The sequence below is a fragment of the Stenotrophomonas sp. Steno-Z2 genome, from assembly GCF_056393235.1.
The window spans coordinates 196236-220845 of the sequence record NZ_JBWJOY010000003.1 but is presented as its reverse complement, the minus strand read 5'-3'; the positions used below and the strand labels follow the sequence as shown (position 1 = coordinate 220845).

Annotated in this window: 23 protein-coding genes; 18 read left to right on the top strand and 5 right to left on the bottom strand. The window is 69.0% G+C overall.

Features of this window, described 5'->3' with window-relative positions; translation table 11 throughout:
- The first annotated feature begins 208 nt into the window (after positions 1-208).
- Positions 209-514, top strand: a complete 306-nt coding sequence (locus AC06FP_RS10415) for a DUF3817 domain-containing protein (RefSeq protein ID WP_456118107.1) — start codon at positions 209-211, stop codon at positions 512-514.
- A gap of 287 nt (positions 515-801) precedes the next feature.
- A complete protein-coding gene (gene mdoH, locus AC06FP_RS10410) occupies positions 802-2712 on the top strand; it encodes a glucans biosynthesis glucosyltransferase MdoH (RefSeq protein WP_456118108.1) in 1911 nt (636 codons plus the stop codon).
- A gap of 624 nt (positions 2713-3336) precedes the next feature.
- Here the strand turns inward: mdoH and AC06FP_RS10405 are convergent.
- Positions 3337-3651, bottom strand: a complete 315-nt coding sequence (locus AC06FP_RS10405; RefSeq protein ID WP_478075429.1) for a hypothetical protein — start codon at positions 3649-3651, stop codon at positions 3337-3339.
- 57 nt (positions 3652-3708) lie between these two features.
- Between AC06FP_RS10405 and AC06FP_RS10400 the strand changes: the two genes are divergently transcribed.
- The 3 genes from AC06FP_RS10400 to hemC all read left to right on the top strand — a co-directional run bounded on the left by AC06FP_RS10400 (position 3709) and on the right by hemC (position 6127).
- On the top strand, positions 3709-4374 hold the full coding sequence (locus tag AC06FP_RS10400; RefSeq protein ID WP_456118110.1) for an alpha/beta hydrolase: 666 nt from the start codon (positions 3709-3711) through the stop codon (positions 4372-4374).
- A 96-nt stretch (positions 4375-4470) separates the two neighbouring features.
- A complete protein-coding gene (locus tag AC06FP_RS10395; RefSeq protein ID WP_478075428.1) occupies positions 4471-5196 on the top strand; it encodes a LytR/AlgR family response regulator transcription factor in 726 nt (241 codons plus the stop codon).
- A 22-nt stretch (positions 5197-5218) separates the two neighbouring features.
- Positions 5219-6127 (top strand): hydroxymethylbilane synthase, encoded by a 909-nt coding sequence (hemC, locus tag AC06FP_RS10390; RefSeq protein ID WP_456118112.1) that lies wholly within the window; start codon positions 5219-5221, stop codon positions 6125-6127.
- A gap of 126 nt (positions 6128-6253) precedes the next feature.
- Here the strand turns inward: hemC and AC06FP_RS10385 are convergent, their stop codons facing one another.
- A complete protein-coding gene (locus tag AC06FP_RS10385) occupies positions 6254-7030 on the bottom strand; it encodes a DUF481 domain-containing protein (RefSeq protein WP_456118113.1) in 777 nt (258 codons plus the stop codon).
- 154 nt (positions 7031-7184) lie between these two features.
- On the opposite strand from AC06FP_RS10385, the gene AC06FP_RS10380 reads away from it, so the two are divergent.
- Entirely contained in the window at positions 7185-8150 is a 966-nt protein-coding gene (locus AC06FP_RS10380) for a helix-turn-helix transcriptional regulator (protein WP_433853598.1), read from the top strand.
- Between the two features lie 36 nt (positions 8151-8186).
- Here the strand turns inward: AC06FP_RS10380 and AC06FP_RS10375 are convergent, their stop codons facing one another.
- The gene (locus AC06FP_RS10375; RefSeq protein ID WP_456118114.1) at positions 8187-8786 is read right to left on the bottom strand and encodes a lipocalin family protein; all 600 of its coding nucleotides are present in this window, start codon (positions 8784-8786) and stop codon (positions 8187-8189) included.
- Positions 8787-8917: 131 nt separating this feature from the next.
- Here AC06FP_RS10375 and AC06FP_RS10370 point away from each other — a divergent pair, with 131 nt between their 5' ends.
- Complete coding sequence (locus AC06FP_RS10370; RefSeq protein ID WP_456118115.1) at positions 8918-9229, top strand: hypothetical protein; 312 nt, start codon at positions 8918-8920, stop codon at positions 9227-9229.
- A 68-nt stretch (positions 9230-9297) separates the two neighbouring features.
- A complete protein-coding gene (locus AC06FP_RS10365; protein WP_478075427.1) occupies positions 9298-11397 on the top strand; it encodes a prolyl oligopeptidase family serine peptidase in 2100 nt (699 codons plus the stop codon).
- A 325-nt stretch (positions 11398-11722) separates the two neighbouring features.
- On the opposite strand, the gene AC06FP_RS10360 is transcribed toward AC06FP_RS10365, so the two are convergent.
- Positions 11723-12913, bottom strand: a complete 1191-nt coding sequence (locus AC06FP_RS10360; RefSeq protein ID WP_456118117.1) for a pyridoxal phosphate-dependent aminotransferase — start codon at positions 12911-12913, stop codon at positions 11723-11725.
- A 110-nt stretch (positions 12914-13023) separates the two neighbouring features.
- On the opposite strand from AC06FP_RS10360, the gene AC06FP_RS10355 reads away from it, so the two are divergent.
- The 9 genes from AC06FP_RS10355 (at position 13024) to hslU (ending at position 22488) form a co-directional block, all read left to right on the top strand.
- Positions 13024-15132, top strand: coding sequence for a S9 family peptidase (locus AC06FP_RS10355; protein WP_478075426.1), 2109 nt, complete (start codon positions 13024-13026; stop codon positions 15130-15132).
- Positions 15129-15548, top strand: a complete 420-nt coding sequence (locus AC06FP_RS10350) for a YbaN family protein (RefSeq protein ID WP_478075477.1) — start codon at positions 15129-15131, stop codon at positions 15546-15548. Before AC06FP_RS10355 ends, AC06FP_RS10350 begins: the two co-directional genes overlap by 4 nt.
- Positions 15549-15614: 66 nt before the next feature.
- Complete coding sequence (gene lptM / locus AC06FP_RS10345) at positions 15615-15830, top strand: LPS translocon maturation chaperone LptM (protein ID WP_456118120.1); 216 nt, start codon at positions 15615-15617, stop codon at positions 15828-15830.
- Positions 15823-16674 (top strand): diaminopimelate epimerase, encoded by an 852-nt coding sequence (dapF, locus tag AC06FP_RS10340; RefSeq protein WP_478075425.1) that lies wholly within the window; start codon positions 15823-15825, stop codon positions 16672-16674. The genes lptM and dapF overlap by 8 nt, the downstream gene beginning before the upstream one ends.
- Positions 16671-17348: a DUF484 family protein gene (locus AC06FP_RS10335; protein WP_478075424.1), complete on the top strand. Its 678-nt coding sequence runs from the start codon at positions 16671-16673 to the stop codon at positions 17346-17348. Before dapF ends, AC06FP_RS10335 begins: the two co-directional genes overlap by 4 nt.
- A gap of 13 nt (positions 17349-17361) precedes the next feature.
- Positions 17362-18255: a tyrosine recombinase XerC gene (xerC, locus tag AC06FP_RS10330; protein ID WP_478075423.1), complete on the top strand. Its 894-nt coding sequence runs from the start codon at positions 17362-17364 to the stop codon at positions 18253-18255.
- 564 nt (positions 18256-18819) lie between these two features.
- Positions 18820-19791 (top strand): right-handed parallel beta-helix repeat-containing protein, encoded by a 972-nt coding sequence (locus AC06FP_RS10325; RefSeq protein WP_478075422.1) that lies wholly within the window; start codon positions 18820-18822, stop codon positions 19789-19791.
- Positions 19792-20445: 654 nt separating this feature from the next.
- The gene (hslV, locus tag AC06FP_RS10320) at positions 20446-20997 is read left to right on the top strand and encodes an ATP-dependent protease subunit HslV (RefSeq protein WP_433853615.1); all 552 of its coding nucleotides are present in this window, start codon (positions 20446-20448) and stop codon (positions 20995-20997) included.
- 117 nt (positions 20998-21114) lie between these two features.
- Entirely contained in the window at positions 21115-22488 is a 1374-nt protein-coding gene (gene hslU, locus AC06FP_RS10315; protein WP_478075421.1) for an ATP-dependent protease ATPase subunit HslU, read from the top strand.
- A 64-nt stretch (positions 22489-22552) separates the two neighbouring features.
- Here the strand turns inward: hslU and AC06FP_RS10310 are convergent, their stop codons facing one another.
- Positions 22553-23224, bottom strand: coding sequence for a TetR family transcriptional regulator (locus AC06FP_RS10310; protein WP_478075420.1), 672 nt, complete (start codon positions 23222-23224; stop codon positions 22553-22555).
- A 212-nt stretch (positions 23225-23436) separates the two neighbouring features.
- Between AC06FP_RS10310 and AC06FP_RS10305 the strand changes: the two genes are divergently transcribed.
- The gene (locus AC06FP_RS10305) at positions 23437-24609 is read left to right on the top strand and encodes an efflux RND transporter periplasmic adaptor subunit (protein WP_433853626.1); all 1173 of its coding nucleotides are present in this window, start codon (positions 23437-23439) and stop codon (positions 24607-24609) included.
- Position 24610 lies beyond the last annotated feature (1 nt).

The following is a 24610-nucleotide window of genomic DNA, read 5'->3' as shown; positions in this document are numbered from 1 at the left end:
CGGCAACGGGAGTGGGTCGCGGTGGCCGGTGATGCCGTGCATTCCGTACCTGCGCCGCAGGGGATTCTAGGCCAATGCGCCGTTGGACCCGCATTCCGGCCGTTTCCCTGCCTGTTCCGGTCGGATACCCCCGGTGGCGCGGGCGCCGTATCGCCTACAATCCGCCTCCCACGAACGACGACGACACCTGTCGATGCCCGCAAAGCCGATGTCCCCCGCTGGAAAGCTGTTCGCCGCCGCAGCCCTGATCGAGGGCGCGACCTGGGCCGGGCTGCTGGTCGGCATGCTGCTCAAGTACGGCACCCAGACAACCGAACTGGGCGTGTGGCTGTTCGGGCGCCTGCATGGGCTGGCATTCCTGCTCTACGTGGTGGCCAGCGTGTACGCCGGCCTGCGCCAGCGATGGCCGCTGTGGGCGTTGCTGCTGGCCCTGTTGGCGGCGGTGCCGCCGCTGGTCACCGTGCCGCTGGAGGGGTGGTTCCGCCGCCGCGGCCTGCTGGCACCCGTTCGTTGAGCGCGAAACCGCGCCGGCACAGTCGTCAGAACGGCGGCATGATGGGCATGCTTTCGACGCCGGCGGCAGGCCGGAAGACGAGGGTGCCGCCAGGTTGGGCCCGCTCATCGCGCTCCGGCCGGGATATGTTCGCAGCCTGTTTAGGTTCGATCTTCTAGCTTTTAGCGCCTGTCTGCCCCCTCGGAGAGCCCCGTGCATCACGGATGCCCTGTTTCCGCCGCTGTCCTCTGCCCGTCGGCAGCGGCGTTTCCTGTCCGCCTGAAGCGCCTGGGCGCGCGGTGGACTCCATGACCGATACGCCCAGCGCCGTGCGCGATGCCGGCATCGCCGTGCTGCCGGCGGAGAGCCCGCTGTCCATGCCCGTGCAGTCGCTGCGGCAGGGGCGCCTGCAGGGCCGGCGGCAGGACACCTCGCCGCCGAACATCGTGCTGCGCCGGCTGTACGTGTTCGGCAGCACGGCGGCGATGACCGGGGTGGCGACCTGGATGATGGCGCGGGTGCTGGCCAATGGCGGCATCAACGTGCTCGAAGCCTGCCTGCTGGGGCTGTTCGTGCTGCTGTTCGCGTGGATCGCGTTCTCCTTCGTCAGCAGCCTGGCCGGCCTGCAGGCGCTGCTGCGCGGGCGGCGCAAGTTGGGCATCCACCCGGATGCGCCGCTGCCGGAACTGCACAGCCGCACCGCGCTGCTGATGCCCACCTACAACGAGGACCCGCGGCGCATGATGGCTGGGCTGCAGGCCATCTACGAATCGGTGGCGGCCACCGGCCAGCTCGAGCGCTTCGATTTCTTCGTGCTCAGCGACACCACGCGGCAGGCCATCGGCCGTGCCGAGGAGCAGGTGTTCGCGCGGCTGGTCGAGGCCACCGGCGGCCATGGCCGCTTGTTCTACCGGCGCCGCGCCGACAACGCCGGGCGCAAGGCCGGCAACATCGCCGACTGGGTGCGCCGTTTCGGTGGTGCCTATCCGCAGATGCTGATCCTGGACGCGGACAGCCTGATGACCGGCGAGGTGATCGTGCGCCTGGCCTCGGCGATGGAGAAACACCCCGGCGTGGGCCTGATCCAGTCGCTGCCGGCGGTGGTCGGCGGGCGCACCGCGTTCGCGCGCATGCAGCAGTTCGGCGGCCGCGTCTACGGCCCGGTGATGGCCTACGGCGTGGCCTGGTGGCACGGCGCGGAAAGCAATTACTGGGGCCACAACGCGGTGATCCGCACCCGCGCCTTCGCAGAGCAGGCCGGCCTGCCGGAGCTGCCGGGGCGCAAGCCGTTCGGCGGGCACGTGCTCAGCCACGATTTCGTCGAGGCCGCGCTGATGCGCCGCGGTGGCTGGGCGGCGCACATGGTGCCCTACCTGCAGGGCAGCTACGAGGAAGGCCCGCCGACACTGACAGACCTGCTGATCCGCGACCGCCGCTGGTGCCAGGGCAACCTGCAGCATTCCAAGGTCGTCACCGCCGCCGGCCTGCACTGGATCAGCCGCGTGCACATGCTGGTCGGCATCGGCCACTACTTCACCGCGCCGATGTGGGCGATGCTGATGCTGATCGGCATGGCCATCCCGCTGGTCCGCGGCGGCATCGACCTGGCCGAGGAGCTGCACCTGCGCCTGTCGCCGGTGCATTACTGGCGCGGCCTGGACGAGCAGGGCGTGCTGTGGGTGTTCGTGGTGACCATGGGCGTGCTGCTGGCGCCCAAGGCGATGGGCTACGTGGCCATGCTCAGCGCGCGCAGCGAGCGGCGGGGCTGCGGTGGCGCCGTGCGCGCGTTCGTCTCGATGCTGCTGGAAACGGTGCTGGCCGCGCTGATGGCGCCGGTAGTGATGTACGTGCAGTCGCGCGGCGTGGCCGAGGTGCTGGCCGGCCGCGACTCGGGCTGGGACGCGCAGCAGCGCGACGACGGCCGGGTTTCGTGGATCGCGCTGTTGCGCAGCTATGGCGGGCTGAGCGTGTTCGGTCTGGCGATGGGCGCGATGGCCTATGCGGTGTCGCCGTCGCTGGCGGCCTGGATGGCGCCGGTGGTGATCGGCATGGCGCTGTCGGTGCCGGTGGTGGGCCTGACCTCCTCGCGCAAGATCGGCGACTGGCTGCGTCGGCATCGGTTGTTGACGATCCCGGAGGAAAGCGCGCCGCCGCCGGTGCTGGTGCGCGCGGCCGAGCTGCGCGCAGCGGCGATGCAGGCGCCGCTTTCCGTGGAGTAGCAGGGCGGGTCTCTGTTCTGCTGACGGCCGGGGCGTCGGGTTTCGTGGCTGTAGAACGGAGCGGGGGCGGCAGCGGGTCGATGGGTGAAGGAGCCTTGCCCTTGCCCTTGCCCTTGCCCTTGCCCTTGCCCTTGCCGTGATTTTGCTTTGCCTTAGCTTTTGATTTCGGTATCCCCTTCCGCAGCGACGGAGCCGACGGACAAGACCCCGCAGGGGCGACGTGCAGGGATGCACGTCGTTTTTCGACGAGACATGGATGTCTCGTCGAAAAATCCCGGCGGCGGAGTGGACCCGGAGTGCCGCAGGCACGGAGGGCGCGAAGGCAGGGCGTGCTTTCTTTGGGCCACGTTTCTTTGCACGAGCAAAGAAAGGTGGCTCGCGCCCCGAAGGGGAGCGAAAGCCTTTGATCCTGTTTCTGCTCTTGCTCTGGCTTCCCTTGGAGCCCTGTGCCAAAGCGATAGGCAAAGGGCCAAGCCAGAGGCCAAGCCAGTGCCAGAGGAAAAGGATAGAGCCCAAGGCAAAGCGCAAGGCAAGGCGCAAGGCAGAGGCCAAGCGCAAGGCAGAGGCCAAGCATGAAGCGGGAGCTTGAAAGCAGAGCTTTCGCCCCTGCTTCGCAGGAGCGAGTTACTTCTCTTTGCTCGTGCAAAGAGAAGTAACCAAGAGAAACACGCCCCTGCCTCCGCGCCCAGCCCGCTGCGCGGGCCGGGTCCACTCCGCCGGCGGGATTTTTCGACGAGACATCCATGTCTCGTCGAAAAACGGCGTGCGTTCCTGCACGCCGCCCTTCGGGTTTTTCCCGCCGGCTCCGTCGCTGCGGAAGGGGACACGGAAGTCAAAAGCCAAAAGCCAAAAGCCAAAGGCCAAAGGCCAAAGGCCAAAGGCAGCAGCAAGATCACGGGCAACAGCAACAGCAACAGCAACTGTGAGCGAGGGCGACATCGGCCTGGCCTCCCGTCCGCAGGCATAATGCGCCCCGGTCCCTTGGAGTCGCATGCAATGCTGGAAACAGTGGAACAGGAAACCGGCGCGGCGCCGGAATGGTCGGTCATCTGGCTGCACGGCCTGGGCGCCGACGGCCATGACTTCGCGCCGATCGTGCCGGAACTGGTGCGGCCGCACTGGCCGGCCATCCGCTTCGTCTTCCCGCATGCGCCCAAACGCCCGGTCAGCATCAACAACGGCATGCCGATGCGCGCCTGGTACGACATCGTCAGCCTGGATTTCCGCAGCCGCGCCGACGCCACCGGCGTGGCCGAGTCGGTGGCGCAGGTGGAGGAACTGATCGCGCGCGAGCAGGCCCGCGGCATCCCGCGCGAGCGCATCCTGCTGGCCGGGTTCTCGCAGGGCGGCGCCATCACCCTGTCCGCCGGCCTGCGGCGGGGCCAGCCGCTGGCCGGGCTGGTCGCGCTGTCCACCTACCTGCCGGAAGTAGACGCCGCCGCCGCGCAGCTGGCGGAAGGCGCCACCGCGCAGCCGGTCTTCATGGCCCACGGCAGTGCCGACCCGGTGATACCGGTGCAGGTCGCCGAGCACAGCCTGCAGGTGCTCAGGCAGCTGGGGTTCGACGTGGAATGGCACCGCTACCCCATGGCCCACCAGGTCTGCGCCGAGCAGATCCATGCCCTGGGCGACTGGCTGCAGGCGCGGTTCGCGCAGGGCTGAGCATCCGGGCGCCGGGGTAAGGCCGGCAGCTGCCGGTCTGCGGCGGGGTTGGCTACCATGCGTCATCCGGGGAGGAAGGCAGGACAGGGAGTGGCGATGAAGGTGCTCATTGCCGATGACGAGCCGCTGGCGCGCGAGCGCCTGCGCATGCTGCTGTCCGCCCACGCCGACGTGGCGGTGGTGGCCGAGTCCGGTGACAGCCAGGCCACGCTGGACGCCTGCGCGCGCGCGCAGCCGGACGTGGTGCTGCTGGACATCGCCATGCCCGGCATCGACGGCCTGGACGTGGCGCGGCACCTGGCGCGGCTCGATCCGCGCCCGGCGGTGGTGTTCTGCACCGCTTACGATTCGCATGCGCTGTCGGCGTTCGAGGCGGCGGCCATCGATTACCTGATGAAGCCCGTGCGCGGCGAGCGGCTGGCCACCGCGCTGGAGCGGGCGCGCACCTTCCTGGCCGGGCGGGTCGGGGCCGCGGCCCCCGCCGCGGCCGGGCGCCGGGTGCTGTGCGCGCGCCTGCGCGGCAACCTGCGGCTGATTCCGCTGGAGGACGTGTTCTACCTGCAGGCCGAGGAAAAGTACGTGGTGGTCCACCACGTGCACGGCGAGGACCTGATCGAGGAGTCGCTGCGCTCGCTGGAGGAGGAGTTCGGCGCGCGTTTCGTGCGCATCCACCGCAACTGCCTGGTCTCCCGGCAGCGCCTGCAGGAACTGCGGCGGACCGCGGCCGGGCAGGTGCAGGCGGTGCTGCGCGGGGTGGCGCAGCCGCTGGAGGTCAGCCGCCGCTGCGTGGCGGCGCTGAAGGCGGAACTGGCCGGCACCTGAGCACTGCGCCGATAATGGCGCCATGAACACGCTGCGCATCGCCACCCGCAAGAGCCCGCTCGCCCTGTGGCAGAGCGAACATGTCGCCGCCCGCCTGCGCCGGGCGCACCCGGGCCTCACGGTCGAGCTGGTGCCGATGAGCACGCGCGGCGACGAGGTGCTGGACCGCTCGCTGGCCGCCATCGGCGGCAAGGGCCTGTTCCTCAAGGAACTGGAACTGGCGATGCTGCGCGGCGACGCCGACTGCGCGGTGCATTCGCTCAAGGACGTGCCGATGGACCTGGACGCGCCGTTCGCGCTGCCGGCGATCCTGGAGCGCGCCGATCCGGCCGACGCCTTCGTCTCCAACCGTTACGCCACGCTGGACGCGTTGCCGCCCGGCGCCATCGTCGGCACCTCGTCGCTGCGCCGCCAGGCCCAGCTGCGCGCGCTGCGCCCGGACCTGCAGTCGCGCGACCTGCGCGGCAACGTCAATACCCGCCTGGCCAAGCTCGACGCCGGCGACTACGACGCCATCATCCTGGCCTGCGCCGGGCTGGAGCGGCTGGAGCTGGAGGGGCGCATCCGCGACCGCCTGCGCGCCCCGCAGTGGCTGCCGGCGCCGGCGCAGGCGGCCGTGGCGGTGGAATGCCGCGCCGATGCGGGCGAGGTGATCGCGCTGCTGGCGGTGCTGGACGACGCCGGCACCCGCGCCTGCGTGGAAGCCGAGCGGGCGATGAACCGGGCGCTGGATGGCAGCTGCCACGTGCCGGTGGCCGGGCTGGCGCAATGGCGCGGCGACGACCTGTGGCTGCAGGGGCTGGTGGGCGGCGTCGCCGATGGGCGCAGCGTCCGCGCCGAGGCGCAGGGGCCGGGCCGCGAGCCGGAGGCGCTGGGCCGCGAAGTCGCGCGCCAGCTGCTGGACGGCGGCGCCGGCGAGTTGTTGCGGTAAGGCGGGGAATGGGGAAAAGGGAACGGGGAATGGAAGTGCGGCGGCGCTCAAGGCGCGCCTCGGGGGATCATCCCCCGGCCCGGCGGCAGGTGCCGCGTTGCGCCGTCATTCCCCGTTCCCGGCTTCTCACTTGAAGCTGTAGACCACGTTCATCGTGGCCAGGGTGTCGGTCTTGCGCTTGTCCTCGGCCACGTCGCTGTTGTAGCGGGCCTGCCAGCCGGCCTTCAGCGCGAAATGGCTGTTCATCGCCACCGACACGCCGAAATCGTTCTGCGCGAAGGTGTTGTACGAACCGGATTCGACCAGCAGGGTATTCACCAGATCGGTGTTGTCGGTGAGGCCGAACTTCAGGTCGAACAGGCCGCGCCCGATCAGGCCGGTGCGGTTCTCGTCGGTCTCGGAGTTGTGCGAGCGGCGCACGCCGGGGCCGACCTGGGTATCCAGGACCAGGCGCTCGCCGTCGATCAGCCGGGTGCCGTAGCCCAGACCGAAGCTGCCCTGGCGGTCGTAGGTGGCGAAATCGTCGCTTTCGTAGCGCACCGTGGCGGTCAGCTGGCGGTGTTCACCCAGCTGCAGGGCGCTGCCGGCGCCGGCGGTGTAGCGGTTGGCGGTGGTCTGGCGCTTGCGGGAGGTGCTGCCGTCGTCGGCGGTCTGCTGGTACTCGGCGCTGGAGCGCAGGCCGAACAGGTCCATGCTGTGCACCCAGTCGTCGTCGGTGTAGCTCAGCTTCAGGCGGCCATTGAGGCTTTCGGTGGTGCTGTTGCCGCGCGCCGAGGCGAAACCGAGCTCGCCGCCACTGCCGCTCCACGGCGAGGTCATCGCGGCGGGGTCGGCGTCATCGTCCGCCCACGCCATGGGGGCGCACAACAGCAGCGGCAGGAGCAGGGAAACACGCAGGGACATCGGAAGTCTCCAGGGGAGGCGGGAACGGGAACCGTTTTCATGATACCGGATGCTCCCGCCGTGCCAGCCGCTTCCCGGGCCCGCTTTCGACCCCGGTTAAGGCTGCGGCGCCCGCCCGCGCGCCATTCACCGCCGAGTCGGACATAATCGGGCCATGGACCGCTACGAACGCATCAACGCACTGCATCGCCTGCTCAAGTCCGCCCGCTACCCGATCACGGTGGCGCGGCTGCAGGAAGAACTGGGCTGTTCACGTGCCACGGTTTATCGCGACCTGGCCTTCCTGCGCGACGCCCTGATGGCGCCGGTGGAGGGCGATGGCGAGGCCGGTTTCCGCTACCAGAGCGGGGAAAGCGACCGCTTCGAGCTGCCCGGGCTGTGGCTCAGTTCGGAGGAGCTGCACGCGCTGCTGGCCTCCCAGCACCTGCTGGCGCGCACCGGCGGTGGCGTGCTGTCCTCGGTGCTGGCGCCGCTGCAGCAGCGCATCGAGAGCCTGCTGGCGGCACAGGCCGGGGCTTCGTCCTGGCCGGTGGAGCGGGTGCGGGTCATCCCGCACCGCGGCCGCAAGCTCGACGAGGCCAGCTTCCGCACCGTGGCCTCGGGCGTGCTCGAACGCCGCCAGCTGTCCTTCGACTACCGCGCGCGTTCCACCGACGAGGTCACCCGGCGCACGGTTTCGCCGCAGCGCATCACCCATTACCGCGACAACTGGTACCTGGACGCCTGGGACCACGGCCGCGAGGCGCTGCGCAGCTTCGCCGTGGACCGCATCCACAAGGCGCGGGTGATCGACCAGGCCGCGCGCGACATTCCCGACAGCGAGCTGGACGAACAGCTCGGCGCCGGCTACGGCATCTTCTCCGGCGCGCCCAAGGGCTGGGCGACCATCGTGTTCAGCGCCAAGGCCGCGCGCTGGGTGGCCGACGAGCACTGGCATTCCAAGCAGCAGGGCCGTTTCCTTGCCGACGGACGCTACGAACTGAAGGTGCCCTACAGCGTTTCGCGCGAACTGCTGATGGACGTGCTGCATTACGGCTCGGACGCGGAGATCGTCGAGCCGCAGTCGCTGCGCGAGCAGGCCAAGGCGCTGCTGTCGCTGGCGCTGAGCAACTACGACTGAGCCCGGGCCGGCGCGCCGGGGCGCGCCCGCACGCGGTCACTTCTGGTTGGGAACCTCGAAGCCCAGGCGGCCGACCTGCTCCGGGTGCTGCGGCACGCGCTTGAGCTTGTCGGTGTTGACCTCGTAGCGGTCGCGCAGGCGCTGCGCCAGCTGCCGGTACAGCGCGCTGTCCATGTCCGGCTCGCGCGCGAAGATCCATGCCATCTCGCGGCCCGGGTAGCCGATCAGCGCCCAGGAATAGTCCGGCGCCACTTCCAGGATGCGCGAGTGGGTCGGCACCACCTTGTAGAACCAGGTGCGCCAGCGGCGGTTGCCGCTGTCCTCGTCCACGCGCGCGCGCAGGTCCATTTCCTCCTCCGGTGCGGAGAAGCCGTCGCGGAACTGGTAGCGGATGGATACCCGGTCGTCGCCGCGCAGGGTGTAGGTGTTGACGCTGGCGACATGGCCGCGCTCGACGAAATTCGGCACCCGTCCGATCACGTACCAGCGTCCCATGAAACGTTGCAGGTCGATGGGGCCGTCGGCGATGCCCTCGGCTTCGGCGGGCGCCGGAGCGGCGTCCTGCGCAAGGGCCGGCGCCAGCGGCAGGGTCAGGCTCAGCAACAAAGCGGACAGGAACGCAGGGATGGGTCGCATTGCGGAGTGGAGCGCCTTGGTGGGGAACGCCAGCATGTTCGATGGGCGGCGATGGGTGCGTCAATGCCCGGTCGCAACCCCTGAGATGGGCGGGCGGCAGCATGCGCCTGAACCCGTTACCGGAGCGTGTCATGGCCGAATCGTCCCGCCGCAGTACCGTCGAACAACCCGATCCGCGCGTGTTGCGTTGCGTCAGGCAGGCCGCGCTTGCGGGGCTGGCCCTGGTGCTGGTGTGGCCGGCCATGCGCGGCAGCAGTATCTGGATTGGCTGGCTGCCGCTGTGGCTGCTGGGCATGCCGCTGAGCGCGTGGTGGGCGCTGTACCGGTTCCGCCTGCCGGCGGCCTGGCGCACCCGGCGGCCGGCCGCGGGTGGCAGCCGGCAACGGCCGCAGGCCCGGCGCCTGCGCCGTCCGCGCCGCGGGGCGGCGGTGCGCGCCGCCTGACCTTCGACAGGGGAGGACGGCCCCGGGGCTGTGCTAGCGTGCGCGGCTTATGACCGCATGGAGCCATCATGTCCCGACTCACTTCCGCCTGCCTCGCCGCGGGCCTGATTTCCGCAAGCCTGTCCGGAGCCGTCATGGCCGCCGATGAAGGCCAGGACGCCTACGCCTGGCTGGAGGACGTCACCGGCGACAAGCCGCTGGCCTGGGTGAAGGAGCAGAACGCCAAGGCCGAGGCGCGCTTGGCGCAGAGCCCGCGCTTCAAGGAAATGGAGGCCGGCATCCGCGAGGTGCTGGATTCGGACGCCAAGATCCCCGGCGTCGAGAAGATCGGCGACTACTACTACAACTTCTGGAAGGACAAGCAGCACGAGCGCGGCGTCTGGCGCCGCACCACCCTGGTGGAGTACCGCAAGGCTGAACCGCTGTGGGAAACCGTGCTGGACCTGGACGCGCTGAACAAGGCCGAGGGCGAGAACTGGGTGTGGCACGGCGCCAACTGCCTGCGCCCGCAGTACACGCGCTGCCTGATCGCGCTGTCGCGCGGCGGCGCCGACGCCGACGTCACCCGCGAGTTCGATGTCGCGAAGAAGGAATGGATCAAGGACGGTTTCTTCCGTCCGGAGGCCAAGGGCGGCCTGGGCTGGATCGACCAGGACAACGTGTTCGTCTACACCGATTTCGGCGACGGCACGATGACCACCTCCGGCTATCCGCGCGTGGTCAAGCGCTGGAAGCGCGGCACGCCGATGTCGGCGGCCACCCCGGTGTACGAAGGCACGCCGGAGGACATGTACATCGCGGCGATGCATGACGACACCCCGGGCTTCGAGCGCGACTTCGTCAGCCGCACCATCGCCTTCTACAACAACGAGCTTTACCTCATTGGCGCCGACGGCAAGCTGACCAAGATCGACGCGCCGAACTCGGCCGAGAAGGGCGTGCGCCGCGAGTGGCTGACCCTGGAGCTGCGCGAGCCGTGGACCGTGGGCGGCAGGACCTATGCCGCCGGCTCGCTGCTGGCGACGAAGTTCGATGATTTCATGGCCGGCAAGCGCGAGTTCGACGTGCTGTTCGCGCCGACCGACACCACCTCGCTGGCCGGTGCGGCGTGGACGAAGAACCACGTCGTGCTGAACGTGCTGGACGACGTCAAGAACCGCCTGCAGGTGCTGACCCCCGGCAAGGACGGCTGGACCCGCAGCGATTTCACCGGCGCGCCGGCGTTCGGCACCATCGGTGTCGGCGCGGTGGATCCGGACGAAAGCGACGCGGTGTGGATGACCGTCACCGACTACCTCACCCCGACCACGCTGTCGCTGGCGCAGATCGGCCAGCAGCCGGAAGTGCTCAAGACCATGCCGGCGTTCTTCGACGCCAGCGGCAAGGTGATCGAGCAGCACTTCGCCACCAGCAAGGACGGCACCCGCGTGCCGTACTTCGTGGTGCACGGCAAGGACATGAAGCTGGACGGCTCCAACCCGACCCTGCTGTACGGCTATGGCGGCTTCGAGATCTCGCTGACCCCGTCCTACTCCGGCGGCATGGGCCGCACGTGGCTGGAAAAAGGCGGCGTGTACGTCGTGGCCAACATCCGCGGCGGCGGCGAGTACGGCCCGCGCTGGCACCAGGCGGCGCTGAAGCAGAACCGCCACAAGGCTTACGAGGACATGGCGGCGGTGGCGCAGGACCTGGTCAGCCGCAACATCACCTCTGCCAGGCACCTGGGCGTGCAGGGCGGCAGCAACGGCGGCCTGCTGACCGGCAACATGCTCACCCAGTACCCGGAGCTGTTCGGTGCGGTGGTGGTGCAGGTGCCGCTGCTGGACATGAAGCGCTACAGCCACCTGCTGGCCGGCGCCTCGTGGATGGCCGAGTACGGCAACCCGGACACCAGCGATTGGGAGTTCATCCGGACCTTCTCGCCGTACCACCTGTTCGACCCGGCCAGGACCTACCCGCCGGTGCTGTTCACCACGTCCACCCGCGACGACCGCGTGCATCCAGGCCACGCCCGCAAGATGGCGGCCAAGATGATCGACGCCGGCAAGGATGTGACCTACTACGAGAACATCGAAGGTGGCCACGGCGGCGCGGCCAACAACGCGCAGGCCGCGCACATGTCGGCGCTGGCGTACAGCTTCCTGTGGGAGCAGCTGAGCGGGAAGTGATGCCCAGCTGGAGTTGATGCAGAACAAACGCCACCGAAAGGTGGCGTTTGTTGTTTGAAGCCCTCTCCCGCAGGCGGGAGAGGAGTTGGGGTGAGGGCAGGGGCGAAGTCCTGACGGTGACTGCATATGAACGCTTTCGAAGCCCAAAGCCCAAAGCCCAAAGCCCAAAGCCCCCTTCCGCCCTGCGGGCATCTTCCCCCGCAGGCGGGAGAAGGGAGCCGCCTTGCGGCAGTTTCATCTGCCAGTCCTCAGCCCTTCGAGCGTTCCGCCTTTGCGGCGTCAGGGCTTTTGCCCGGCGGGCGGGAGAAGCGACCTGCTCGGCAACTTATCCCTGCCAGCGCTCCAGCCCGCGCGCGATGCGCGCCACCGCCTCCTGCAGCCGCGCCACGTCCTGCGTATAGGCGATGCGCACGTGCTGGTGGGCGCGGTGGTGGCCGAAATCCAGGCCCGGCGTGAACGCCACGTGCTCGGTTTCCAGGAAATGCGCGCAGAAGGCCTGCGCGTCGTCGGTGAACGCGCTCACGTCGCAGTACAGGTAGAACGCGCCCTGCGGCTCCACGTCGATGCGGAAGCCCAGCCCACGCAAGGCCGGCAGCAGGTAGTCGCGGCGCTGCTGGAACTGCGCGCGGCGCTGCTCGAAGACGGCGATGGTTTCCGGCTCGAAACAGGCCAGCGCCGCATGCTGGGCCATCGACGGCGCGCTGATGTAGAGGTTCTGCGCCAGCTTCTCCAGTTCGGGCACCGCCGCCGGTGGCGCCACCAGCCAGCCCAGGCGCCAGCCGGTCATGCCGAAGTACTTGGAAAAGCTGTTGAGCACGAAGGCGCCGTCGTCCACTTCCAGCACGCTGGCCGCGTCGAAGCCATAGGTCAGGCCGTGGTAGATCTCGTCCACCACCAGGTGGCCGCCGCGGGTGTGCAGCGCGGCCGACAACGCGGCCAGCTGCGCGGCATCGAGCGTGGTGCCGGTGGGGTTGGCGGGCGAGGCGACCAGCGCGCCGACGCTGCCGGCGTTCCAGTGCCGGTCGATCAGTTCCGGGGTGAGCTGGTAGGCGCTGTCGGGGCCGACCGGCACCAGCTGCGCGGCACCTTCCACCAGCCGCAGGAAATGGCGGTTGCACGGATAACCGGGATCGGCCAGCAGCCAGTGCCGGCCGGGGTCGACCAGCAGGCTGGACGCCAGCAGCAGCGCGCCCGAGCCGCCGGGCGTGACCAGGATGCGCTCGGGGTCGATGTCCAGCCGGTAGCGGCTGCGGTAGAAACCGGCGATGGCCTCGCGCAGCGCAGGCAGCCCGCGCGCGGCGGTGTAGCGGGTATGGCCGGCGGCCAGCGCGGCCTGGCCGGCGCGCACGATGGGCGCGGCGGTGGTGAAGTCGGGCTCGCCGATCTCCAGGTGGATCACGTCGAAGCCGGCCTGCTCCAGCGCATTGGCGCGCGCCAGCAGCGACATGACGTGGAACGGGGCGATCTCGTGGCTGCGCCGGCTGTAGCCGGATGGCGTGGGGGCAGGGGCGTTCATCGCCGACATCATAGGCCGCCGTGCCGCGGGGCGGTGCCGTCCCCGGCTCCCATGGCACACTGTCGGCCATCGCCCGGGCGGCCGCGTGGCCGTCCACACGGAGTCCGTGCATGAAACCCACCCTTTGCCTGTTGGTCGCAAGCCTGATGATGAATACCGCCGTCGCCTCCCAGCCTGTTCCGCCCGATGCCGAGAAGCGCCCCCACCAGGTCAGGGCGCCGTTCGGCGCGGTGCGCGAGGACGAGTACTACTGGCTGCGCGACGACGAGCGCAAGGATCCGGCGATGCTGGCCTACCTCACCGCCGAGAACGCCTACACCGATGCGTTGATGGCGCCGCTCAAGCCGCTGGAGGACACGCTCTACGCCGAGATCGTCGGCCGCATCAAGCAGGACGACGCCAGCGTGCCGTACCGCGAGCGCGGCTACTGGTATTACACCCGCTACGAAACCGGCAAGGACTACCCCATCCATGCGCGCCGCAAGGGCGACATGCAGGCGCCGGAGGAGGTGCTGCTGGACCTGAACGCCATGGCCGAGGGCAAGGGTTACTTCGCCGTCGGCGACATGGAAGTGAGCCAGGACAACCGCCTGCTGGCCTGGGCCGAGGACGATGTCGGCCGCCGCCAGTACACCCTGCGCTTCAAGGACCTGGCCACCGGCGAGCTGCTGCCCGACGTGATCCAGGGCGTGTCGGCGAACGTGGTGTGGGCCGACGACAACCGCACCGTGTTCTACGTCGAGAACGACCCGGAGACCCTGCTCACCGTGCGGGTGAAGAAGCACGTGCTGGGCACGCCGGCCAGCAGCGACGCGCTGGTCTACGAGGAAGACGACGACAGCTTCTACATGGGCGTGGGCCGCACCCGCGACGACCGCTACATCACCATCGGCGTGGACAGCACCGTGTCCTCCGAGCTGCGCTATGCGCCGGCCGCCGACCCGGCCGTGTTCACCGTGCTGGCGCCGCGCGAGCGCGACGTGGAATACGACGCCGACCATTTCGACGGCCGCTGGGTGATCCGTACCAATGCCGGCGGCGCGAAGAACTTCAAGCTGGTCACCGCCCCGGACGGCGCCACCTCGCGCGCGCAGTGGCAGGACTGGGTGAAGCACGACCCGCAGGTGCTGGTGGAGGGCTTCGAGCTGTTCGACGGCTACACCGCCATCGCCGAACGCGCCGAGGCGCTGGAACGCGTGCGCCTGCTGTTCGCCGACGGCCGCAGCGAACTGGTCAAGGCCGACGAGCCGGCGTATTCGATGGGCCTGTCGGTCAACGCCGAGCCGGACACCGACTGGCTGCGCTACAGCTACACCTCGCTGACCACGCCGGCCACCACCTACGAGCTGAACGTGAAGACCGGCGAGCGCCGCCAGCTCAAGCAGCAGCCGGTGATCGGCTACGACCCGTCGCGGTACCAGACCGAGCGCGTGTGGGTGACGGCACGCGACGGTGCGAAGGTGCCGGTGTCGCTGGTCTACAAAAAGGGCTTCAGGAAGGACGGCAGCGCCGCGCTGTACCAGTACGCCTACGGCAGCTACGGCATGTCGATGGACCCGTACTTCAACCAGAGCGTGATCAGCCTGCTCGACCGCGGCATGGTCTACGCCATCGCCCACATCCGTGGCGGCGAGGAGATGGGCCGCGGCTGGTACGAGGACGGCAAGCTGCTCAACAAGCAGAACACCTTCAACGATTTCATCGACGTCACCCGCGCGCTGGTGGCGCAGGGCTGGGCGGCGAAGGACCGCGTGGCCGCGTCCGGCGGCAGCGCCGGCGGCCTGCTGATGGGCGCGGTCGCCAACCAGGCGCCGGGCGACTACCGGGTGATGGTGGCGCAGGTGCCGTTCGTGGACGTGGTCACCACCATGCTCGACGCCAGCATCCCGCTGACCACCAACGAGTACGACGAGTGGGGCAACCCGGAGCAGAAGCGCTACTACGACTACATGCTCGGCTATTCGCCCTACGACAACGTGCGCGCGCAGGCCTACCCGGCGCTGTTCGTCGGCACCGGCCTGTGGGATTCGCAGGTGCAGTACTGGGAGCCGGCCAAGTGGGTGGCGCGCCTGCGCGACGTCAACACCGGCACGCATCCCATCGTGTTCCGCACCAACATGGAGGCCGGCCACGGCGGCAAGTCCGGCCGCTTCCAGCGCTACCACGAACTGGCCGAGTCCTACGCGTTCGTGTTGTCGCAGCTGGGCGTGGCGCACTGACGGCGCCCGCGCCCGTGCCGGAACCGCCGCCTCCCGGACCACGCCCGGCGCGCCTGCGCTGGGCCTGGTGGCTGCTGGCCTACGTCAGCCTCGGCGTGGGCATCGTCGGCATCTTCGTGCCGGGGCTGCCGACCACGGTGTTCGTACTGATCTCGGCCTGGGCCGCCTCGCGCGGCTCCGAGCGCCTGCACCGCTGGCTGCTGGCCCATCCGCGCTTCGGTCGGGCCATCGCCGACTGGCAGGCGCATGGGGCGGTCAGCCGCAGGGGCAAGTGGATGGCCACCGCGACCATGCTGGTCTGCGCGCTGATCATGCTGTGGTGCGTGCCGCTGGCCTGGGTGAAGTGGTTTTCCATCGGCAGCATGGCCTGCGTCTGCGCCTGGCTGTGGATGCGCCCGCTGCCGCCGGCGGGATGACTGAATGGACGCGCCCGGCGGGCGGCGGCGCGGCTGCATTGACGCACGAGTGGATATACTCGGGCCATGAACAAGACGTCCCGCCTTCCGATGCTCGTTGCAGCCGCGTGCGTGCTGCTGGTCCTCACCGCCTGCGGCAACAAGGGGCCGCTGGTGATGCCGCAGAAACCGGTGCCGGTGGAAGAACAGGAAGTGAAGCCGGCCGACGCACAGCCCTCCGACCAACCGCAGGCCGACGGCCAGGCACAGGACACGAAGGCCGACGGCCACGACCATGAATAGGCCGGCCGCGCCGCGCCTGCGTTTCACCAAGATGCATGGCGCCGGCAACGATTTCGTGGTGCTGGACCTGCGCGACGGCAGCCCGCCGCCGGATGCCGACCTCGCCGCGCGCATCGCCGACCGCCACCGCGGCGTCGGCTGCGACCAGATCCTGACCATCGAGCCGCCGCGCGCCGCCGGTTCGGTGGCGTCGTACCGCATCTGGAATTCCGACGGCTCCACCTCGCAGCAGTGCGGCAACGGCGCGCGCTGCGTGGCCGCCTGGCTGGTGCGCGATGGCGCGGCGCAGGGCGATGAGTTCCCGATCGACAGCCCGCTGCGCACGCATGCGGTGCAGCGGCTGGACGATGGCCATTACGCGGTGGCGATGGGCCGGCCCGAGTTCGAGCCGGCGCGCATTCCGCTGATCGGCTTCCCGCGCGCGCGCGAGGAATACGTGGTGCCGCTGCAGGGCGAGAACGTGCGCTTCGGCGCGGTATCGATGGGCAACCCTCACGCGGTGCTGGAAGTCGGCCTGATCGACGCCGCGCCGGTGGAGCGCATGGGCCCGCTGCTGCAGCAGCACGCCTCCTTCCCCGAATCGGTGAACGTCGGCTTCGCCCAGGTGCTGGACGGCGGCCATGTGCGCCTGCGCGTGTTCGAGCGCGGCGTCGGCGAGACCCTGGCCTGCGGCAGCGGCGCCTGCGCCGCCGCGGTGGTGCTGATGCAGCGCGGCCGGCTGGCGCGCGATGCGGTGGTGTCGCTGCCCGGCGGCGACCTGCGCATCCAGTGGCCGGCCGACGACGCGCAGATCGTGATGTCCGGCCCGGCGGCCTTCGTATTCGATGGAGAGTGGATGGGATGAACGACACCCTGGAGAAAATCGGCGCCCATGAAGTCGCGGCCTGGCTGCGGCGCCATCCCGGCTTCCTCAAGCAGTTCCCCGACCTGGCGCTGACCCTGGTGGTGCCGCGCGACGACGGTCCGACCGCGTCGCTGGCCAGCTACCAGCTGGAAGTGCTGCGCGACAAGAACCGCGAGCTGTCGCGACGCCTGGCCGAGCTGGGCGCCAATGCGCAGGTCAACGAGCGCCTGGCGGTGCGCACCCACCAGCTGACCCTGGCGCTGATGCGCCAGACCAGCGCCGCCGACACGCTGCGCGCGATGGCCGCCTCGCTGGAAGAGGACTTCGCCGGCGACCTGGTGCGCATCGTCAGCCTGCAGCCGGTGCCGGAGCTGGAACAGGCCCCCTGGCTGCAGTCCATCGCCGCCGGCGACGCGCGGCTGGCGCCGTTCCACGACTGCCTGCAGGACGGCGAACCGATCTGCGGCCGCCTGCAGCCGGAGAAGAACGAGGTGCTGTACGGCGAGCGGGTCGGCGAAGTGCTGTCCACCGCGCTGCTGCCGCTGCCGGGCGTGGGCCTGATTGCGGTCGGCAGCCACGACCCGAACCGCTTCTATCCCGGCATGGGCACGCTGTTCCTGCGCATGATGGGCGAGTCGCTGGTGGTGGCGCTGCAGCGCTTCCGCGCCGGTTGAGGCGGCCGCGGCGATGGACGCCGTCGAAGCATTCCTTGCCTACCTGCAGGTCGAGCGGCGCATGTCGGCGCATACGCTCGACGCCTACCGGCGCGATCTCACTGCGCTGGCGCAGTGGTGCGACGCGCAGGGCGCCGGCGAGCCGCCGGCGCTGGCCACCGACCAGCTGCGCGGGTTCATCGCCGCCGGCCACAGGCGCGGGCTGTCGCCGCGCAGCCTGCAGCGGCGCCTGTCGGCGATCCGCAGTTTCTACGCCTGGCTGCTCAAGCGTGGCGCGATCGCCAGCAGCCCGGCGGCGGGGCTGCGCGCGCCGAAAGCGCCGCGCAAGCTGCCGCAGGTGCTCGACGCCGACGAGGCGGTGCAACTGGTCGAACTGCCGACCGACGCGCCGCTGGGCTTGCGCGACCGTGCGCTGCTGGAGCTGTTCTATTCCTCCGGCCTGCGCCTGAGCGAGCTGTGCGCGCTGCGCTGGCGCGATCTCGATCTGGCCAGTGCGATGGTGCTGGTGCATGGCAAGGGCAACCGCGAACGCACCGTGCCGGTCGGTTCGCACGCCATGGCGGCGCTGCTGGCATGGCGCAAGGACAGCGGCGGCGAGGCCGACAAACCGGTGTTCCCGGGGCGCGGCGGCGGCGCGATCAGCCAGCGCGCGGTGCAGATCCGCATCCGGCAGCTGGCGCAGCGGCAGGGGCTGTTCAAGCACGTGCACCCGCACATGCTGCGGCACAGCTTCGCCAGCCACATCCTGGAATCCTCCGGCGACCTGCGCGGCGTGCAGGAACTGCTCGGTCACGCCGACATCGCCACCACCCAGATCTACACCCACCTGGATTTCCAGCACCTGGCCAAGGTCTACGACGCCGCGCACCCGCGCGCGAAACGGCGCAGCCCGGCCGAGCCGGACTGAGCGCCGTTGTTGCTGCAGGCAAGGGCGGGATGCGGCGTGCCCCATCTTTGCGGTAGCGGGTGGATTTTGCAGGGCCGAACAAGCCCGATCATTGGACTTCGTGTTCGACCATCTCCTTGGCGCCTGGGTCACCAAGGCGTTCATCCCGGGTGACGCCCAGCAGGTTGTTGGCATCGAAGCGGAATGGGTGATCTCCGTCATGGCGTGCTCGGGTACTGGGCTGCCTGCGCAGACGGGGAGAGGGTGCGCATGATCCTGCGGCAAGCGACGGCGGTTATGGCTCGCGAGCGCAGAGGGCAGTTGCACTGATGCAGTTGGGCAAGCCGGGCCGGAACGCCTGCATTGAAACTTCAACGGACGCCTGTGTGAGGAGCGCCTCGGTGAGCACTGGTTTCCGATGCGGCGGCAATGCCGAACCGAGATTGGAAATGGCGGCGGAGAATAGGGCGAGGGCCGAGGACGGCTTGGCGCGTAATACGCAGGTTGTCCCTGCGAAACAACTCGCGCCCAGAACCGCTACTATGGCCCCGGCTCTGGAGAATCTTGCTGCTAACAGAAGGGGGCTTGGCGAGCGCGATGATGAGGGTTGATGGTGATCTCACGGACTTCCTGCAGGCGAGTGCTGCGGCGGCGAAGAAGGTCGTTTTGCCAAGGGGGGTGTTTTCTGTTTCCCGAACCGTGTTGCTGCATGACGGTGCCCACCTTTGCGGTTCTGGGGACCAGGACACGACGCTGGTCATGGCGGGCGGGATGAACAGCAACATGTTCACCAATGCAGTGCATGGGGTTGGCAACAAGGATATATGCCTGGAAAACATCAGGCTGGTCGGAAATCAAGCTGCCCAGTGGAGGCCTGAGGGGGAGTGTCGCGTAAGTTTTTGCAATGCGGTTTATCTTGCGAATGTGAAAGGCTCTTCATTCAAAGATATCCATATATATGATGTTTTTCAGACGGCGCTCCATTTCAGTGGTTGCTCCGATGTGTCGATCAACAATCTTCATGCCGAAAAGCTTGGCTGGAGCGGCATAAGTACTTCCGGGACTGACGATATCGTCGCAACGAACATCGCCATCATCAATTCGGGCAACGATCATCGTCACTCTGCCGTGCACCTCGACGGAGGTTCGCGCGCATACGTGCAGGGGGTTATTCGCGGATGTGTGGGGAACGGGGTTATGCTGGACTCCGCGTTTGCCAAGTTGACCAATTGTGTCGTGGAAGTGGAGGCAAGCAGCTGCATGCGGGGTGTGGCGCTGATCGGTGATGCGGAAGAGCAGGCGAGCGTCGTTTGTGTCAGGAATTCGGTATTGATGGATAACGACGTCGGCATCATGGTGTCGAATGCGCGTGGGGTGTTCCTCGTCAATAATCACATCGAGGGGAGTCGCGAATGCGGCGTGCTTTTCCAGGGGCGCGCCGGGGGCTGTGATTCGTTTGTCATCGACTGTCGGCTGGAGCGAAATGAGGTTGATATAAGGCAGATCCATCAAAGCAGGAACAATGTCTTTGTTCGAAACACCAGGGGCGATTCATGAGCGACGACGTTTGGGCTGGACCAGGCCGGGCGGAATGATGTGCGCCGGCGGTTCCTGGCCGGTACGGACGACAGGGGCCGGTCTGCGAACTGGAACATCCGTTGACCGGTAGCACGATGCCGTGCATGTGACAGAACGCGCTGACGTGGAGCGCTGAAGCGGGCGATGCGTTCGCCGTGGTCGCGCGTGAGAATGGTCGTGGCGAAGTTGCCTGGCGCTCAGCGCCAGCGGTCCTGGGTGTGAGCATCAGCGCGAAGCTGCTGGCCAATGGCTGCGTCAGCGCCGCGAGGTAGTGCCAGGCCATGCCCGGTCGCCGGCATGCGGGATCGCCAGTACCTACGGCGGCAGCGGGCGCGGGCGACGGGAGCGGCCGATTCGACGCGGCGCTGCGTTTCCGCTGGCATCCGGCCCGCGGCGCTGTCGAGGATCATCATCTCGAAGAAATCCGTGCCGCGAACGGCGGCGTGGCGAATGAGTGATGAACAGCAGCGGGGAGGACATCACGGTATTTCTTGTATGGCCGGGTCGCTCGCCCTGATCGTCGCGTCGGCTCCGTGCGCGGCTTGACCTGAACCCGGCCGTGGCCGCCGGGCCGGCGATGCTTGAACCGCCCGCTGCTGCCCCCATTGTTGCCGGGACACCCCGGAGGCCCCAATGGATCCCAGCCAGAACCCGAATGTTTTCCACGCCACCACCATCTGCTGCGTGCGTCGCGGCGAGCACGTGGCGATCGCCGGCGATGGCCAGGTCACGCTGGGCCACACCGTGATGAAGGGCAACGCCCGCAAGGTGCGCCGGCTCGGCCGCGACGGCCAGGTGCTGGCCGGTTTCGCCGGCGCGGCGGCCGATGCCTTCACCCTGTTCGAGCTGTTCGAGGCCAAGCTCGAGAAGCATGGCCAGCTGACCCGCGCGGCGGTGGAGCTGGCCAAGGATTGGCGTACCGAGCGCCGCCTGGGCAAGCTCGAGGCGCTGCTGGCCGTGGCCGACAGGGAAACCTCGCTGATCATCAGCGGCACCGGCGACGTGATCGAACCGGAGGACGGCATCATCGCCATCGGCTCCGGTGGCTCCTACGCCCTGAGCGCGGCGCGAGCGCTGCTGGCGCATACCGAAATGGACGCGCGCGCGGTGGCGACCGAGGCGATCAACATCGCCGGCGGCATCTGCATCTACACCAACCGCAACGTGGTGGTGGAGGAGCTGTAGGGCGACAGCGGGAACGGGAGCGGGGAACGGGAAATGAAAGATTCCCGTGGCCGTATCCCTCCCGAGCGCACACACCTTCCTTCCCTGTTCCCCCTTCCCACTTCCCGGTTTCTCCCCATGACCCACAAGATCGAAGTTTCCTCCGCCACCATGACCCCGCGCGAGATCGTGCAGGAACTGGACCGGCACATCGTCGGCCAGCACGACGCCAAGCGCGCGGTCGCCATCGCCCTGCGCAACCGCTGGCGGCGCATGCAGCTGCCGGCCGAACTGCGCAACGAGGTGATGCCCAAGAACATCCTGATGATCGGCCCCACCGGCGTCGGCAAGACCGAGATCGCGCGCCGCCTGGCCACGCTGGCCAACGCGCCGTTCGTGAAGGTCGAGGCCACGCGTTTCACCGAGGTCGGCTACGTCGGCAAGGACGTGGAGCAGATCATCCGCGACCTGGCCGACACCGCGGTCAAGCTGTACCGCGAGCAGGCCAAGGTGCGCGTGCGCACCCAGGCCGAGGAGAAGGCCGAGGACCGCATCCTCGATGCGCTGCTGCCGCGCCGCAGCGTCGGCATCGGTTTCGATCCGGAGGCCGCGCGCAACGAGCCGTCGGCGGCCGACAGCGAGACCCGCATCAAGTTCCGGCGCATGCTGCGCAACGGCGAGCTGGACGAACGCGAGATCGAGCTGGAGATGACCGCCAGCGTCAGCATGGACATCATGACCCCGCCGGGCATGGAGGAAATGGGCCAGCAGCTGCGCTCGATGTTCGCCAACCTCGGCAACGGCAAGTCGAACAAGCGCACGCTGAGCATCAAGGCCGCGCGCCCGCTGCTGATCGAGGAGGAGGCCGCCAAGCTGGTCAACGAGGACGACATCCGCAGCGCCGCCATCGAGGCCTGCGAGCAGCACGGCATCGTGTTCATCGACGAGATCGACAAGGTCGCCAAGCGTGGCGACAACGTGGGCGGGGGCGACGTTTCGCGCGAAGGCGTGCAGCGCGACCTGCTGCCGCTGGTGGAGGGCTCCAACGTGTCCACCAAGTACGGCACGGTCAAGACCGACCACATCCTGTTCATCGCCTCCGGCGCCTTCCACCTGGCCAAGCCCAGCGACCTGATCCCGGAACTGCAGGGCCGCTTCCCGATCCGGGTGGAGCTGGGCGCGCTCAGCAAGAACGATTTCGTGCGCATCCTCACCGAGCCGAAGGCGGCGCTGACCAAGCAGTACGAGGCGCTGCTGGCCACCGAGGGCGTCAAGGTGAGCTTCACCGCCGACGCCATCGAGCGCCTGGCCGAGATCGCCTTCCAGGTCAACGAGCGCCAGGAAAACATCGGTGCCCGCCGCCTGCACACCGTGCTGGAGCGGCTGCTGGACACGCTCAGCTACGAGGCCCCGGACCGCGATGGCGAGACCCTCGCCATCGACACCGCCTATGTCGACAGCCACTTGGGCGAGCTGGTGCAGGACCCGGACCTGAGCCGCTACATCCTGTAAACGAACCTCCTTGACGACGACGGCGCCTGCGGGCGCCGTCGTCGCATGCGCGGGCGATGCCGCGTCAGGCGTCCCAGCCGGCGCTGTCGGCCGCTTCCGGGAACACGCCCGGCTGGAAGACGTCCTCGCGCACGTAGGCCTGCAGCACCACGTCCATCACCATCAACCCGTCGCGCTCCAGGTCGTATTCCTCCGGCTGCGCCATGGCGTTGTACAGCGCGCCGGTCAGGCTGATGTGCAGCATGCGGCTGGCGGTGGCGGCGTCGACGCCGGGGCGCAGCTGGCCCAGCTCGCGCGCCCGTTCCAGCGCGCGGGTGACCATGTCCAGTTCCTCCTGGGAGTTCTGGCGCTGCATGGCCTGGATGCTCTGGCTCTCGCTGGACTGCTCGCAGCGCAGCAGGATTTCCATCAGGCTGCGCTGGCGCGGGTCGCCGGCCAGTTCCGCCAGCGACACGCGGATGACCGCGCGCAGGTCCTGGATCGGCGTCTGCCGCTGCGGCGCGTAGGTGCGCTGCAGGCGCTGCACGAAGGGCAGGCGGTCGCGCTCGATCATCGCTTCCAGCACTTCGGTCTTGTTCTTGAAGTGCCAGTACACCGCGCCACGGGTATAGCCGGCGCGCGCGGCGATCATCGCCAGCGTGGTGCCGACCACGCCGTGTTCGTGGAAACAGGCGACCGCCGCGTCGAGGATGCCCTCGCGCGTCGCCTGCGCGTCTTCCTTGCTCTTACGCGCCATCGCCCTGCCGTTGTGCACAACTTATGTGAAACATGTCTGAATTCTAGCAATTTACAAACAGTCATGCATGTATGTATTCTTCCGCGCTCTTTTCCGTCATCCGATCGCGGTAATGTGCGCGGGTTTCCCTGCGCGCTGCCGCTGGCCGCCCGCTCCCCGGAGCGGAGCCGGCCGGGTCGCATGGCTTCCCCTTCCTGCCGAGTCTGCCCGCCATGAGCCGATCGATCCTCCGCCCTGTCCTCCTGTCACTGCTGGTCGCCGGCGCCCTGGCCGCATGCGGGGGGCAGCCGCCGCAACAGGCCGGCGGTCCCGGGCAGGTCACCGTCGTTACCCTGAAGGCCGAGCCGGTCACCCTGACCCGCGAACTGGCCGGCCGCGCCACCGGCTACCAGGTGGCCGAGGTGCGGCCGCAGGTCAGCGGCATCGTCGCCAGGCGCCTGTTCACCGAGGGCAGCCTGGTCAAGCAGGGCCAGCCGCTGTATCAGCTCGATGACGCCGCCTACCGCGCCCAGGCCAACAGCGCCCGCGCGCAGCTGGCCCGCGCCGAAGCCAGCGCCAGCGCCGCGCGCCTGGCCGCGCGCCGCAGCAGCGAGCTGGTCAAGAGCAGGGTCATCAGCGTGCAGGACGACGAGAACGCGCAGGCCGCGTGGAAGCAGGCCGAGGCCGACGTCGGCGCCGCCCGCGCCGCGCTGGACGCGGCCAACGTGACCCTGGGCTACGCCCGCATCACCGCGCCGATCAGCGGCCAGATCGGCAAGTCCACGGTCACCCAGGGCGCGCTGGTCAGCGCCGGCCAGGCCGAGGCGCTGGCTACGATCAACCAGCTCGACCCGATCTACATCGACGTCAGCCAGTCCTCGGCCGAGCTGCTGCAGCTGCGCCGCGAACTGGCCGCCGGCCGCCTGAAGGGCGCCTCCGAACTGCCGGTGGACATCGTGCTGGAAGACGGCAGCACCTATGCCCACAAGGGCACGCTGGAGTTCTCCGAGGTCAGCGTCGACCCGGGCACCGGCAGCTACGGCCTGCGCGTGCGCGTGGACAACCCCGACCAGGTGCTGATGCCGGGCATGTTCGTGCGCGCGGTGCTGGGCAGCGGCGTGCGCCAGGACGCGCTGCTGGTGCCGATGCAGGGCATCGCCCGCGACCCGCGCGGCAACGCCAGCGCGATGGTCGTGGACGGCGAGGGCAAGGTGGCGCTGCGCCAGGTCACCGTCAGCCGCGCCATCGGCGACAAGTGGCTGGTGGAGGACGGCCTGAAGGCCGGCGACAAGGTCATCGTCGAGGGCCTGCAGAAGATCGGCCCCGGCATGCCGGTGCAGGCCACCGAGAAGGGCGCCGAAGCCGCCAAACCCGCCACGCCGGCCGCGCCGGCGGCCAGGCAGTAAG

What these genes read in the sequence shown, in the direction of transcription:
- AC06FP_RS10415 (WP_456118107.1), top strand. Translation starts at nt 209, where the DNA reads ATGTCCCCCGCTGGAAAGCTGTTCGCCGCCGCAGCCCTGATCGAGGGC.
- mdoH (WP_456118108.1), top strand. Translation starts at nt 802, where the DNA reads ATGACCGATACGCCCAGCGCCGTGCGCGATGCCGGCATCGCCGTGCTG.
- AC06FP_RS10405 (WP_478075429.1), bottom strand. Translation starts at nt 3,651, where the DNA reads ATGTCGCCCTCGCTCACAGTTGCTGTTGCTGTTGCTGTTGCCCGTGAT.
- AC06FP_RS10400 (WP_456118110.1), top strand. Translation starts at nt 3,709, where the DNA reads ATGCTGGAAACAGTGGAACAGGAAACCGGCGCGGCGCCGGAATGGTCG.
- AC06FP_RS10395 (WP_478075428.1), top strand. Translation starts at nt 4,471, where the DNA reads ATGAAGGTGCTCATTGCCGATGACGAGCCGCTGGCGCGCGAGCGCCTG.
- hemC (WP_456118112.1), top strand. Translation starts at nt 5,219, where the DNA reads ATGAACACGCTGCGCATCGCCACCCGCAAGAGCCCGCTCGCCCTGTGG.
- AC06FP_RS10385 (WP_456118113.1), bottom strand. Translation starts at nt 7,030, where the DNA reads ATGTCCCTGCGTGTTTCCCTGCTCCTGCCGCTGCTGTTGTGCGCCCCC.
- AC06FP_RS10380 (WP_433853598.1), top strand. Translation starts at nt 7,185, where the DNA reads ATGGACCGCTACGAACGCATCAACGCACTGCATCGCCTGCTCAAGTCC.
- AC06FP_RS10375 (WP_456118114.1), bottom strand. Translation starts at nt 8,786, where the DNA reads ATGCGACCCATCCCTGCGTTCCTGTCCGCTTTGTTGCTGAGCCTGACC.
- AC06FP_RS10370 (WP_456118115.1), top strand. Translation starts at nt 8,918, where the DNA reads ATGGCCGAATCGTCCCGCCGCAGTACCGTCGAACAACCCGATCCGCGC.
- AC06FP_RS10365 (WP_478075427.1), top strand. Translation starts at nt 9,298, where the DNA reads ATGTCCCGACTCACTTCCGCCTGCCTCGCCGCGGGCCTGATTTCCGCA.
- AC06FP_RS10360 (WP_456118117.1), bottom strand. Translation starts at nt 12,913, where the DNA reads ATGAACGCCCCTGCCCCCACGCCATCCGGCTACAGCCGGCGCAGCCAC.
- AC06FP_RS10355 (WP_478075426.1), top strand. Translation starts at nt 13,024, where the DNA reads ATGAAACCCACCCTTTGCCTGTTGGTCGCAAGCCTGATGATGAATACC.
- lptM (WP_456118120.1), top strand. Translation starts at nt 15,615, where the DNA reads ATGAACAAGACGTCCCGCCTTCCGATGCTCGTTGCAGCCGCGTGCGTG.
- dapF (WP_478075425.1), top strand. Translation starts at nt 15,823, where the DNA reads ATGAATAGGCCGGCCGCGCCGCGCCTGCGTTTCACCAAGATGCATGGC.
- AC06FP_RS10335 (WP_478075424.1), top strand. Translation starts at nt 16,671, where the DNA reads ATGAACGACACCCTGGAGAAAATCGGCGCCCATGAAGTCGCGGCCTGG.
- xerC (WP_478075423.1), top strand. Translation starts at nt 17,362, where the DNA reads ATGGACGCCGTCGAAGCATTCCTTGCCTACCTGCAGGTCGAGCGGCGC.
- hslV (WP_433853615.1), top strand. Translation starts at nt 20,446, where the DNA reads ATGGATCCCAGCCAGAACCCGAATGTTTTCCACGCCACCACCATCTGC.
- hslU (WP_478075421.1), top strand. Translation starts at nt 21,115, where the DNA reads ATGACCCACAAGATCGAAGTTTCCTCCGCCACCATGACCCCGCGCGAG.
- AC06FP_RS10310 (WP_478075420.1), bottom strand. Translation starts at nt 23,224, where the DNA reads ATGGCGCGTAAGAGCAAGGAAGACGCGCAGGCGACGCGCGAGGGCATC.
- AC06FP_RS10305 (WP_433853626.1), top strand. Translation starts at nt 23,437, where the DNA reads ATGAGCCGATCGATCCTCCGCCCTGTCCTCCTGTCACTGCTGGTCGCC.